Source organism: Pseudomonas sp. 10(2024) (assembly GCF_045164175.1).
Lineage (GTDB): Bacteria > Pseudomonadota > Gammaproteobacteria > Pseudomonadales > Pseudomonadaceae > Aquipseudomonas > Aquipseudomonas alloputida.
This window is the reverse complement of the sequence record NZ_CP174006.1, coordinates 4,846,044-4,857,933: the sequence shown is the minus strand read 5'-3', so window position 1 is coordinate 4,857,933 and position 11,890 is coordinate 4,846,044. Positions and strand designations below refer to the sequence as shown.

Here is an 11,890-nt window from a genome sequence, read left to right as displayed (position 1 = left end):
AAATGAGTGAAGCGATCAAGCAGCCTGCTGGCCCCGAAGGCATCATCCAGATGCAGGGTGTGAACAAGTGGTACGGCCAGTTCCATGTGCTCAAGGACATCAACCTGAACGTGCGCCAGGGCGAACGCATCGTGCTGTGCGGGCCGTCCGGCTCGGGCAAGTCCACCACCATCCGCTGCCTTAACCGCCTGGAAGAGCACCAGCAAGGGCGCATCGTGGTCGATGGCGTGGAACTGACCAACGACCTCAAGCAGATCGAGGCCATCCGCCGCGAGGTGGGCATGGTCTTCCAGCACTTCAACTTGTTCCCGCACCTGAGCATCCTGGAGAACTGCACCCTGGCGCCGATGTGGGTGCGTAAGATGCCACGGCGCAAGGCCGAGGAAATTGCCATGCACTACCTGGAGCGTGTGCGGATTCCGGAGCAGGCACACAAGTACCCTGGCCAGTTGTCTGGCGGCCAGCAGCAGCGTGTGGCCATTGCCCGCGCGTTGTGCATGAAGCCCAAGATCATGCTGTTCGACGAGCCGACCTCGGCACTGGACCCGGAAATGGTCAAGGAAGTGCTCGATACCATGGTGGGCCTGGCCGAGGATGGCATGACCATGCTCTGCGTGACCCACGAAATGGGCTTTGCCCGTACCGTGGCGAACCGGGTTATCTTCATGGACAAGGGCGAGATTGTGGAGCAGGCCGCGCCGGATGACTTCTTCGACCGGCCGCGCAGTGATCGGACCAAGTTGTTCCTCAGCCAGATCCTGCATTGATGCTGTTTGGGCTGCGCGGCAGCCCTTCGCGGGCACGCCCGCTCCCACAGGTTTAGCGCTGGCTTTGGAGCCTGCGTAATTCCTGTGGGAGATTCTATGGTTTTCAGCAAGCCAATTTTCGGCTTTTGGTGACGTATTCGCCCTGATCTCGCATCAGGGCGAATGCGACGCGAGCGAGCTTGCGAGCCAAGATCACTAATGCCTGAGTCGTTGCTTTACCGTTGCTCCGATACTGCTCATACACGTCTTTCCAGGTAGCTGACCTACTGGCCGACATCGCTGCGTTATGCAACAAACGACGGATCTCCGAACAGCCTCGCTTTGTAAGGCGGCGGCGTCCATTCTTTTGCCCGGAGTCATTCACTCGCAGATCCATCCCCAAGAAGGCGATGTAAGCGTCACTGCTTTTGAATTCGCCTCTGATAAATGCCATTACCAGTGCTGACGCTGTGAGAAAACCAATACCTTCCACGGCTTGGCAGCGAATAACCTGTTCAAGCAGCCCTGCCTCTCGCAATACTTCTTTGATCTTCTTTTGTATCAGCAAGTCCAGCCGTTCTATCGACTTGACGAAGGTTTCGAAGGCCGCTTTCAACAGGCCCTCGTTAGCCCAGCTCTGCGTCATTGCAGTACGTGCCGATACCAGCGCAGCCCTGCGCCGCAGAAGGCTCTGCAGCTTGCCGTAGACGGCGGGAGGCGGGGTCCAAGGGCGAAGATCCTCACCCTCGTTTTTCAGAAAACGGGACAGTAACCGCGCATCGGACGGGTCAGTTTTGACTCGGCCGCCAACACTCTTGCGATAGTTACTCAGTTGAAATCCATCAATGACATAAACATCGAAGCCCATGCCATGGGCTAGCTCGACCAGATCCAAGTGATAGATGTTGGTCGCTTCAACGGCGATAGCCGTGTTCAGTGGCTGCTGCCTGAGCCACTTATTGATTTCAGATTTAGAGTTTTTCAGCTTGATGATCTCATCACGCTCCTCGTGATGGATCACCAATTCAGCTTTTGCAACGTCCGCTCCGATGATCGACTTCACTACCTGCATTGCCATCGGCGGCTCTCCACGTTATGGTTTTTCGGCTTGAGGGGCTTTCACCAAGAGGCGCTGGCTTGCTTCTATCGTCGCTTGCAAACGATGCATTCTTTATCGGCGCTTTGGTGGAAGGGGTGGGGCGATGTCTCCCACGGTCTGTACTGCTCGTAACAGTCAGAATCGGGCATTTAGTCCCACCACCCCTTCAAGTCTAACCATACAAGCGGGCGTGCCCGCGAAGGGCCGCAACGCGGCCCTGGGTTTATTTCTCTTCCTGGCTGGCAGCCGGCGCCGGTGGCGGCCGCAGCCCCACCTCGGCGATCAGCTTCAACTGCTGCCCGTTGCGCATCACCTCGATGGTGATCTTCTCGTTGGGCTTGATCCGCGCTACCTGGTTCATCGACTTGCGCCCGTCGCCGGCCGGCTCGCCATTGATGCTCAGGATCACGTCACCCAGGTGCAACCCGGCCTTGGCCGCGGGCCCTTCGCGGAAGATACCCGCCACCACGATGCCTGGGCGGTCCTTCATGCCGAACGATTCTGCCAGCTCCTGGCTCAGTGGCTGTACTTCGATACCCAGCCAGCCACGGATCACCTGGCCGTGTTCGACGATCGACTTCATCACCTCCAGTGCCAGTTTTACCGGGATGGCGAAGCCGATGCCCTGCGAGCCACCGGACTTGGAAAAGATCGCGGTATTGATGCCGATCAGGTTGCCATTGGCATCCACCAGCGCGCCACCGGAGTTGCCCGGGTTGATCGCCGCGTCGGTCTGGATGAAGTCTTCGTAGTTGTTCAGCCCCAGCTGGTTGCGGCCAGTGGCGCTGATGATGCCCATGGTCACAGTCTGGCCGACGCCGAACGGGTTGCCGATGGCCAGCGACACGTCGCCGATGTGAATAGTGTCGGAACGGCCGATGGTGATCGCCGGGAGGTTCTTCAAGTCGATCTTCAGCACCGCCAGGTCGGTTTCCGGGTCGCTGCCGATCACGCGGGCCAGGGTTTCGCGGCCATCCTTCAGGGCTACGACGATCTGGTCGGCGCCGCTGGTGACATGGTTGTTGGTCAGCAGGTAGCCCTCTGGGCTCATGATTACCGCCGAACCCAGGCTTGATTCCCAGCGGCGCTGTTTGGGCAGGTTATCGCCGAAGAAGCGGCGGAACTGCGGGTCTTCGAACAGCGGGTGGGCGCTTTTGTTCACCACCTTGGTGGTGTACAGGTTGGCCACCGCCGGGGCGGCCAGGGTCACGGCGTCGGCGTACGACACCGGGCCTTGCATGATCCGGGTAGTCTGTGGCGCTTGCTGCAGGTTGACGTCCTGGCTGGGCAGCCCGACCCATTGCGGAAAACGCTGGATGATCAGCATGGCGATCAGTATGCCGGTAAGCAGGGGCCAGCCGAAGTAACGCAAAGCCTTGAACATGAACGAATCCTGGAAAGAGCAGGGGCCAGCGGCCTGGCAGTGGGGCATGAGCGCGCGCGATCATACACCGGTTCCCCCAGTGACAGCGACGGCCCATAATGGCCGGCATTATACGGGCGTTCGTCAGGCGTTGCGCCCGAGAAAAGCGCAGTTTTCGAGGAGATTTTCATGGCCGTCGCTCTAAACACCCTGGTCGAGGAAGCCGAGCGTTACCTGGGCAGCGCGAAGATCCAGGATTATTGCCCAAATGGCCTGCAGGTCGAAGGCCGGCCGCAGGTCAGCCGTATTGTCAGTGGTGTTACCGCCAGCCAGGCATTGCTGGATGCCGCGGTCGAGGCCGAGGCCGATCTGGTGCTGGTGCACCATGGTTATTTCTGGAAGGGCGAGAACCCGTGCATCACCGGCATTCGCCAGCGTCGCCTGAAGACCTTGCTGAATAACGATATCAGCCTGTTGGCGTTCCACCTGCCCTTGGACGTGCACCCGGAAGTGGGCAACAACGTGCAGCTGGCGCGGCAACTGGAGATCACTGTCGAAGGGCCACTTGACCCGGAAAACCCCAAGGTGGTCGGCCTGGTCGGTTCGTTGGCCGAGTCGATGACCGCGCGCGATTTTGCCCGGCGGGTGCAAGAGGTGCTGGGGCGTGAGCCGTTGCTGGTCGAAGGCGATCAGATGATCCGCCGGGTGGGCTGGTGCACCGGCGGCGGGCAGGGCTATATCGACACGGCGATTGCCGCCGGGGTCGACCTGTACCTGACCGGCGAGGCGTCCGAGCAGACCTACCACAGTGCGCGCGAGAATGGCGTCAGCTTCATTGCTGCCGGGCACCATGCCACTGAGCGCTACGGGGTGCAGGCACTGGGCGATTACCTGGCACGACGGTTTGCCGTGGAGCACCTGTTCATCGATTGCCCGAATCCCATCTGAAGGCGGTGTCGCCCCCTTCGCGGGTGAACCCGCTCCTACACGCGGGCCTCGTAGGAGCGGGTTCACCCGCGAAGAGGCCGGCCCTGCCAGCCCAAACCCCCAGTCATATCGTTAGACTTTTTCGATCTAGCCAGCCTCCTAAATAGAAGCAGCTGCTGTGATAAAGTGGCTCGCTCGAACACGGCCCGCAGGCCGTCCATAAGATCGTTTTTCGTGAGTAGCCATGGTCGACAAACTGACGCACTTGAAACAGCTGGAGGCGGAGAGCATCCACATCATCCGCGAGGTGGCCGCCGAGTTCGACAACCCGGTGATGCTGTACTCGATCGGCAAGGACTCCGCCGTGATGCTGCACCTGGCGCGCAAGGCCTTCTTCCCGGGCAAGCTGCCGTTCCCGGTGATGCACGTCGACACCCAGTGGAAATTCCAGGAGATGTACAGCTTCCGCGACAAGATGGTCGAGGAAATGGGCCTGGAGCTGATCACCCACGTCAACCCCGAGGGTGTGGCGCAAGGCATCAACCCGTTCACCCATGGCAGTTCCAAGCACACCGACATCATGAAGACCCAGGGCCTGAAGCAGGCGCTGGACAAGCATGGTTTCGACGCTGCCTTCGGCGGTGCGCGCCGCGACGAAGAGAAGTCGCGGGCCAAGGAACGTGTGTATTCGTTCCGTGACAGCAAGCACCGCTGGGACCCGAAGAACCAGCGCCCCGAGCTGTGGAACGTGTACAACGGCAAGGTCAACAAGGGCGAGTCGATCCGCGTCTTCCCGCTGTCGAACTGGACCGAACTGGACATCTGGCAGTACATCTACCTTGAAGGCATCCCGATCGTGCCGCTGTACTTCGCCGCCGAGCGTGAAGTCATCGAGAAGAACGGCACCCTGATCATGATCGACGACGAGCGCATCCTCGAGCACCTCTCCGAGGAAGAAAAAGCCCGCATCGTCAAGAAGAAGGTGCGTTTCCGTACCCTCGGCTGCTACCCGCTGACGGGCGCTGTCGAGTCGGAAGCCGAGACGCTCACCGACATCATTCAGGAAATGCTCCTGACGCGCACTTCCGAGCGCCAGGGCCGGGTCATCGACCACGATGGCGCCGGTTCCATGGAAGACAAAAAACGTCAGGGCTACTTCTAATTTTCAGGGTTACTCCATGTCGCACCAATCCGATTTGATCAGCGAAGATATCCTCGCTTATCTGGCTCAGCACGAGCGTAAAGAACTGCTGCGTTTCCTCACCTGCGGCAACGTGGATGACGGCAAGAGCACCCTGATCGGGCGCCTGCTGCACGACTCGAAGATGATCTACGAGGACCACCTCGAGGCCATCACCCGCGATTCGAAGAAAGTCGGCACCACCGGCGAAGAAGTCGACCTGGCGCTGCTGGTAGATGGCCTGCAGGCCGAGCGCGAGCAGGGCATCACCATCGATGTCGCCTACCGCTACTTCTCCACCGCCAAGCGCAAGTTCATCATCGCCGACACCCCGGGCCATGAGCAGTACACCCGCAACATGGCCACCGGTGCGTCCACCTGCGACCTGGCGATCATCCTGGTCGATGCCCGCTACGGCGTGCAGACCCAGACCCGTCGCCACAGCTACATCGCGTCGTTGCTGGGCATCAAGCACATCGTGGTCGCGGTCAACAAGATGGACCTGAAGGGCTTCGATGAAGGCGTCTTCGAGTCGATCAAGGCCGACTACCTGAAGTTTGCCGAAGCCATCAACCTGACCCCGAGCAGCCTGCACTTCGTGCCGATGTCGGCGCTCAAGGGTGACAACGTGGTCAACCACAGCGAGCAATCGCCGTGGTACGCCGGCCCGACGCTGATGGAAATCCTCGAAACCGTCGAGGTTTCGGCCGACCGCAACTTCACCGACCTGCGTTTCCCGGTGCAGTACGTCAACCGTCCCAACCTGAACTTCCGCGGCTTCGCGGGCACCATCGCCAGTGGCGTGGTGCACAAAGGTGACGAGATTGTCGTGCTGCCGTCGGGCAAGAGCAGCCGGGTCAAGTCCATCGTCACCTACGAAGGTGAACTGGAAAACGCCGGCCCAGGCCAGGCCGTGACCCTGACCATGGAAGACGAGATCGACATCTCCCGTGGCGACCTGCTGGTACATGCCGACAACGTCCCGCCGGTCACCGACCAGTTCGACGCCATGCTGGTGTGGATGGCCGAGGAGCCGATGCTCCCGGGCAAGAAATACGACATCAAGCGTGCCACCAGCTACGTGCCAGGCTCGATTGCCAGCATCACCCACAAGGTCGATGTGAACACCCTGGAGCAGGGCGCTGCCAGCGCGCTGCAGCTGAACGAGATCGGCCGCGTCAAGGTAGCCCTGGACACCTCGATCGCCCTCGACGGTTACGACAGCAACCGCACCACCGGTGCGTTCATCGTCATCGACCGCCTGACCAACGGCACCGTTGGCGCCGGCATGATCATCGCCCCGCCAGTGTTGCCACACGGCAGCACCGGCCATCATGGCAAGCAGGCCCACGTGTCCACCGAAGAGCGCGCCCTGCGCTTCGGCCAGCAGCCAGCCACCGTGCTGTTCAGCGGCCTGTCGGGTGCTGGCAAGAGCACCTTGGCCTATGCCGTTGAGCGCAAGCTGTTCGACATGGGCCGTGCGGTGTACGTGCTCGATGGCCAGAACCTGCGTCACGACCTGAACAAGGGCCTGCCACAGGACCGCGCTGGCCGTACCGAGAACTGGCGCCGCGCCGCCCATGTGGCGCGCCAGTTCAACGAAGCCGGCATGCTCACCCTGGCTGCGTTCGTGGCCCCGGATGCTGAAGGCCGCGAACAGGCCAAGGCACTGATCGGCAAGGAACGCCTGGTGACCGTTTACGTCCAGGCCTCGCCGCTGGTTTGCCGCGAGCGTGACCCGCAAGGCCTGTACGCTGCCGGTGGCGACAACATCCCGGGTGAAAGCTTCCCGTTCGATGTGCCGCTGGATGCTGATCTTGTGATCGACACCCAGGCCACTAGCGTGGACGAGGGCGTGAAACAGGTGCTGGACGTGCTGCGTCAGCGTGGCGCGATTTAAGCGCTAGCCTGCAAGGAAAACCCCGCTTCGGCGGGGTTTTTTGTCTCGCGTTCAGGATCCTTCTCAATGCTCGGAAAGATCCGTCTCAGATATGTTTCTCCGACACCGGTATCACCCGTCTTTCCTTCACCGCTTTGTACGAAAAACTCGAATAGATCTCCTTCACCCCCGGCAACCGCTGCAGCACTTCTCGGGTAAATTCGCCAAACGACTCCAGGTCCCGTGCCAGGATCTCCAGCAGAAAGTCATAGCGGCCGGAGATGTTGTGGCAGGCGACGATCTCGGGTATTTCCATCAGCCGCTGTTCGAACGCCAGCGCCATGTCCTTGGTGTGCGAGTCCATCATGATGCTGACGAACGCGGTCACGCCAAACCCCAGCGACTTGGGCGAGAGGATGGCCTGGTAGCCGGTGATGTAGCCGTTTTCCTCCAGTAACTTGACCCGTCGCCAGCAGGGCGAGGTGGTCAGTGCCACCTGGTCGGCGAGTTCGGCAACGGTGAGACGGGCATTGTCCTGCAAGGCGGCGAGCAGGGCGCGGTCGGTGCGGTCGAGGCTTGAAGGCATTTTTTGCCCTCCTGGTCCGTTGATTATTGTTTTTGTTCCAGCAAGCACGTGTATGCGTAGGCTATTTTGGAAAAAATCGGGCAGCTCGGTGGCATAAGCTTATAGCAAACCACAAGAGGCTGTTGCCATGCGCGACTCCCACCACAACACCGGCTTTTCCACGCGGGCCATTCATCATGGCTATGACCCGCTTTCCCATGGTGGCGCCCTGGTGCCACCGGTGTACCAGACGGCTACCTATGCCTTCCCCACTGTCGAGTACGGTGCTGCCTGCTTCGCCGGGGAGGAACCTGGGCATTTCTACAGCCGCATTTCCAACCCCACGCTGGCCTTGCTGGAGCAGCGCATGGCTTCGCTGGAGGGCGGTGAAGCGGGGTTGGCGTTGGCCTCGGGGATGGGCGCGATTACCTCAACCCTCTGGACCCTGCTCAGGCCTGGCGATGAGCTGATTGTCGGGCGCACCCTGTATGGCTGTACCTTCGCTTTTCTGCACCACGGTATTGGTGAGTTCGGGGTGAAAGTTCGCCATGTCGATCTCAACGATGCCAAGGCCCTGAAAGCGGCGATCACCAGCAAAACACGGATGATCTACTTCGAAACACCGGCCAACCCCAACATGCAACTTGTGGATATCGCGGCGGTTGTGGAGGCGGTGCGGGGGCATGATGTGTATGTGGTGGTCGATAACACCTACTGTACGCCGTACCTGCAGCGGCCACTGGAGCTGGGGGCGGACCTGGTGGTGCACTCGGCAACCAAGTACCTCAGTGGGCATGGTGATATCACTGCCGGGTTGGTGGTGGGGTGCAAGGCGTTGGTAGACCGTATCCGCCTGGAAGGGCTGAAGGATATGACCGGGGCGGTGCTGTCACCGCATGACGCGGCGTTGCTGATGCGCGGTATCAAGACCCTGGCCCTGCGCATGGACCGGCATTGCGCCAATGCCCAGCAGGTGGCCGAGTTTCTCGCTCGGCAGCCGCAGGTGGAATTGATTCATTACCCGGGGCTACCGTCTTTTGCCCAGTACGCGTTGGCCCAGCGACAGATGCGTTTGCCTGGCGGGATGATTGCCTTTGAGCTCAAGGGTGGCATTGAAGCGGGGCGGCGCTTCATGAATGCGCTGCAGCTCTTTGCCCGGGCGGTGAGCCTGGGGGATGCCGAGTCGCTGGCGCAGCATCCGGCGAGCATGACGCATTCCAGCTATACGCAGCAGGAGCGGGCGCATCACGGGATATCGGAGGGGTTGGTGCGTCTGTCGGTGGGGCTGGAGGATGTGGAGGACCTGCTGGCAGATGTCGAACAGGCATTGCAGGCCTGCTGTTAGGTTGCCCGCACTGGCCTCTTCGCGGGCACGCCCGCTCCCACAGGTATTCCACAAGTTTCACATGCTGTGGTGAGCCTGTGGGAGCGGGCGTGCCCGCGAAGGGGCCAGTGAATCCAGCCCACAAAAAAGGCCTCTTGCGAGGCCTTTGTCACATTCAGATCAACGCTTGAGCCCGTAGCTCTCATCCAGCATGCCCGGCGAGTTAGGCGCTTTCGGCGCATAGTCGCGCGGCACTTCGGCGGTGTCTTTAGGTGGGGTCAGGCGGTCACGCGGGCCTTGCGGTGCATCGGAGTGCAGTGCAGCCAGCAGGCGTTGGCGGGTGACGTCATCGAGGGCCAGGCTGTTGGCGCCTTCAGCCAGGTGATCCTGTACGTCCTGATAGCTCTGGGTCAGTTTCTTGACCAGCATGGCGGTGCTGTTGAAGTGGGTGACCACTTCGTTCTGGTAGCTGTCGAAGCGCTTCTGGATGTCATCCAGTTGACGCTGGGTGTTGCTCGGGGCCGCATTGGGCAGCAGGCGGGCAACAATGAAACCGACTGCCACACCGATGACCAGGGCCAGGGTTGGCAACAACCAAACAAGGAGCGAGAGTTCCACGAGTCCTTCCTCTATAAACGGCTTTGCTTTACGTTAACGGCTCAGACCTGCGCTGTATACCGCGAGCGATCGCAAATCAGAACAGAATTTCACACCTAGACGAATCGACCCTTCCCGAGGTCACGGAGTAGTGCCTTGCTTGTCCGCGAAACCCCCTTGTTCATCGATGGCCCCAGCGGCCAGCTGGAAGCCTTGTACCTGGACGTGGCCAATGCCCGTGGCGCGGTGCTGATCTGCCACCCCAACCCGGTCCAGGGCGGCACCATGCTCAACAAGGTGGTCTCGACCCTGCAGCGCACCGCACGTGATGCCGGCTATGTGACCCTGCGTTTCAACTACCGTGGCGTCGGCCAGAGCGCCGGCAGCCACGACATGGGCGCTGGCGAAGTGGCCGATGCCGAGGCCGCTGCAGCATGGCTGCGTGCCAGGCACCCCGGGCTACCGTTGGTGCTGATGGGCTTTTCGTTCGGTGGTTTCGTTGCCACCAGCCTGGCCGGGCGCCTTGAAACGGCAGGCGTCGAGTTGCAGCACCTGTTCATGATCGCCCCGGCAGTCATGCGCCTGACCGCCGAATTCCCGCTGCCGCAGCGCTGCCCGCTCACCTTGGTGCAGCCGGACGCCGACGAAGTCGTCGCGCCGCAGCTGGTTTACGAATGGTCCGAAAGCCTGCCGCGTCCCCATGAGCTGCTGAAAGTGGCAGAATGCGGACACTTCTTCCATGGCAAGCTGACCGATCTGAAGGATCTGCTGCTGCCGCGCCTTTCGAACTGAGCCAAGCCTGAATAAGCGAACACCCATGACCACGCGCATTCTTACCGGTATCACCACCACCGGCACTCCGCACCTGGGCAACTACGCCGGCGCCATCCGCCCGGCGATCCGTGCCAGCCAGCAGCCCGGTGTCGACTCGTTCTACTTCCTGGCCGACTACCACGCCCTGATCAAGTGCGACGACCCGCTGCGCATCCAGCGCTCGCGCCTGGAAATCGCCGCCACCTGGCTGGCCGGTGGCCTGGACCCGGACAAGGTGACCTTCTATCGCCAGTCCGACATCCCGGAAATCCCCGAGCTGACTTGGCTGCTGACCTGCGTTGCCGCCAAAGGCCTGCTGAACCGCGCGCATGCCTACAAGGCCTCGGTGGACAAGAACGTCGAGAACGGTGAAGACCCGGACGCCGGCGTGACCATGGGCTTGTTCAGCTACCCGGTGCTGATGGCCGCCGATATCCTGATGTTCAACGCCAACAAGGTGCCGGTCGGTCGTGACCAGATCCAGCACGTGGAAATGGCCCGCGATATCGGCCAGCGCTTCAATCACCTGTTCGGCCAAGGCAAGGACTTCTTCGCCTTGCCGGAGGCTGTGATCGAGGAAAGCGTGGCGACCCTGCCGGGCCTGGACGGGCGCAAGATGTCCAAGAGCTATGACAACACCATCCCGTTGTTCACCAGCGCCAAGGACATGAAAGACGCCATCTCGCGCATCGTCACCGATTCGCGCGCGCCCGGTGAGGCGAAAGACCCGGACAACGCGCACCTGTTCACCCTGTACCAGGCCTTCTCCACGCCTGAACAATGCGCCGGTTTCCGCGAAGAGCTGCTGCAGGGCCTGGGCTGGGGCGATGCCAAGCAGCGCCTGTTCCAGCTGCTGGACGGCCAGCTGGCCGAGAAGCGCGAGTACTATCACCAGTTGATCGCCCGGCCGGCGGACCTGGAAGACATCCTGCTGGCTGGCGCCGCCAAGGCCCGCAAGATCGCCACGCCGTTCCTCGAGCAGCTGCGCGAGGCCGTTGGCCTGCGTTCATTCCGCAGCAGCGTGCAGGCCACCGCCGAAGTGAAGAAAAAAGCCACCAAGAGCGCGCGTTTTGTCAGCTTCCGTGATGAAGACGGCAGCTTCCGCTTCCGCCTGCTGGCCGCTGACGGCGAGCAACTGCTGTTGTCGCGCAGCTTCGCCGACGGCAAGAGTGCCGGCGCCGTGAGCAAGCAGCTGCAGCAAGGTGGCGAGGTTGATGTGCGCGTCGAAGGCCTGAGTTTCGGCCTGTGGCTCAATGGCGAGCAGGTCGCCGACGGGCCGCAGTTCGACAACGCTGAAGCCCGTGATGCGGCCATTCAGAGCCTGAACGAAGCCTTGGCACCACAGCAGGACTGAGGCTGCCAAACGGTGGGAGCAACTGTCTTGCTCAATTTCTGAA

At 61.2% G+C, this 11,890-nt stretch carries 11 protein-coding genes; 7 read left to right on the top strand and 4 right to left on the bottom strand.

Features of this window, described 5'->3' with window-relative positions; genetic code table 11:
* Positions 1 to 2: 2 nt before the first annotated feature.
* A complete protein-coding gene (locus ACI7M0_RS22010; RefSeq protein ID WP_003251792.1) occupies positions 3 to 767 on the top strand; it encodes an amino acid ABC transporter ATP-binding protein in 765 nt (254 codons plus the stop codon).
* 103 nt (positions 768 to 870) lie between these two features.
* Here the strand turns inward: ACI7M0_RS22010 and ACI7M0_RS22005 are convergent, their stop codons facing one another.
* Both ACI7M0_RS22005 and algW read right to left on the bottom strand, forming a co-directional pair.
* Entirely contained in the window at positions 871 to 1,824 is a 954-nt protein-coding gene (locus tag ACI7M0_RS22005; protein WP_392523497.1) for an IS110 family transposase, read from the bottom strand.
* Positions 1,825 to 2,068: 244 nt separating this feature from the next.
* Complete coding sequence (algW, locus tag ACI7M0_RS22000; RefSeq protein WP_014592300.1) at positions 2,069 to 3,229, bottom strand: Do family serine endopeptidase AlgW; 1,161 nt, start codon at positions 3,227 to 3,229, stop codon at positions 2,069 to 2,071.
* Positions 3,230 to 3,397: 168 nt separating this feature from the next.
* On the opposite strand from algW, the gene ACI7M0_RS21995 reads away from it, so the two are divergent.
* The 3 genes from ACI7M0_RS21995 (at position 3,398) to cysN (ending at position 7,215) form a co-directional block, all read left to right on the top strand.
* The gene (locus ACI7M0_RS21995; protein ID WP_020191611.1) at positions 3,398 to 4,156 is read left to right on the top strand and encodes a Nif3-like dinuclear metal center hexameric protein; all 759 of its coding nucleotides are present in this window, start codon (positions 3,398 to 3,400) and stop codon (positions 4,154 to 4,156) included.
* Positions 4,157 to 4,379: 223 nt separating this feature from the next.
* Positions 4,380 to 5,297, top strand: a complete 918-nt coding sequence (gene cysD, locus ACI7M0_RS21990) for a sulfate adenylyltransferase subunit CysD (protein ID WP_003251799.1) — start codon at positions 4,380 to 4,382, stop codon at positions 5,295 to 5,297.
* A 16-nt stretch (positions 5,298 to 5,313) separates the two neighbouring features.
* The gene (gene cysN, locus ACI7M0_RS21985; protein ID WP_003251801.1) at positions 5,314 to 7,215 is read left to right on the top strand and encodes a sulfate adenylyltransferase subunit CysN; all 1,902 of its coding nucleotides are present in this window, start codon (positions 5,314 to 5,316) and stop codon (positions 7,213 to 7,215) included.
* Positions 7,216 to 7,300: 85 nt separating this feature from the next.
* On the opposite strand, the gene ACI7M0_RS21980 is transcribed toward cysN, so the two are convergent.
* Positions 7,301 to 7,780 (bottom strand): Lrp/AsnC family transcriptional regulator, encoded by a 480-nt coding sequence (locus tag ACI7M0_RS21980; protein ID WP_003251803.1) that lies wholly within the window; start codon positions 7,778 to 7,780, stop codon positions 7,301 to 7,303.
* 127 nt (positions 7,781 to 7,907) lie between these two features.
* On the opposite strand from ACI7M0_RS21980, the gene ACI7M0_RS21975 reads away from it, so the two are divergent.
* Positions 7,908 to 9,104: a methionine gamma-lyase gene (locus tag ACI7M0_RS21975; protein WP_129933970.1), complete on the top strand. Its 1,197-nt coding sequence runs from the start codon at positions 7,908 to 7,910 to the stop codon at positions 9,102 to 9,104.
* A gap of 159 nt (positions 9,105 to 9,263) precedes the next feature.
* On the opposite strand, the gene ACI7M0_RS21970 is transcribed toward ACI7M0_RS21975, so the two are convergent.
* Positions 9,264 to 9,701: a YhcB family protein gene (locus ACI7M0_RS21970; protein ID WP_010952432.1), complete on the bottom strand. Its 438-nt coding sequence runs from the start codon at positions 9,699 to 9,701 to the stop codon at positions 9,264 to 9,266.
* Positions 9,702 to 9,836: 135 nt separating this feature from the next.
* On the opposite strand from ACI7M0_RS21970, the gene ACI7M0_RS21965 reads away from it, so the two are divergent.
* On the top strand, positions 9,837 to 10,472 hold the full coding sequence (locus tag ACI7M0_RS21965) for an alpha/beta hydrolase (protein WP_104962520.1): 636 nt from the start codon (positions 9,837 to 9,839) through the stop codon (positions 10,470 to 10,472).
* 25 nt (positions 10,473 to 10,497) lie between these two features.
* On the top strand, positions 10,498 to 11,847 hold the full coding sequence (locus tag ACI7M0_RS21960; protein ID WP_019752497.1) for a tryptophan--tRNA ligase: 1,350 nt from the start codon (positions 10,498 to 10,500) through the stop codon (positions 11,845 to 11,847).
* Positions 11,848 to 11,890: the final 43 nt, after the last annotated feature.

What these genes read in the sequence shown, in the direction of transcription:
- ACI7M0_RS22010 (WP_003251792.1), top strand. Translation starts at nt 3, where the DNA reads ATGAGTGAAGCGATCAAGCAGCCTGCTGGCCCCGAAGGCATCATCCAG.
- ACI7M0_RS22005 (WP_392523497.1), bottom strand. Translation starts at nt 1,824, where the DNA reads ATGGCAATGCAGGTAGTGAAGTCGATCATCGGAGCGGACGTTGCAAAA.
- algW (WP_014592300.1), bottom strand. Translation starts at nt 3,229, where the DNA reads ATGTTCAAGGCTTTGCGTTACTTCGGCTGGCCCCTGCTTACCGGCATA.
- ACI7M0_RS21995 (WP_020191611.1), top strand. Translation starts at nt 3,398, where the DNA reads ATGGCCGTCGCTCTAAACACCCTGGTCGAGGAAGCCGAGCGTTACCTG.
- cysD (WP_003251799.1), top strand. Translation starts at nt 4,380, where the DNA reads ATGGTCGACAAACTGACGCACTTGAAACAGCTGGAGGCGGAGAGCATC.
- cysN (WP_003251801.1), top strand. Translation starts at nt 5,314, where the DNA reads ATGTCGCACCAATCCGATTTGATCAGCGAAGATATCCTCGCTTATCTG.
- ACI7M0_RS21980 (WP_003251803.1), bottom strand. Translation starts at nt 7,780, where the DNA reads ATGCCTTCAAGCCTCGACCGCACCGACCGCGCCCTGCTCGCCGCCTTG.
- ACI7M0_RS21975 (WP_129933970.1), top strand. Translation starts at nt 7,908, where the DNA reads ATGCGCGACTCCCACCACAACACCGGCTTTTCCACGCGGGCCATTCAT.
- ACI7M0_RS21960 (WP_019752497.1), top strand. Translation starts at nt 10,498, where the DNA reads ATGACCACGCGCATTCTTACCGGTATCACCACCACCGGCACTCCGCAC.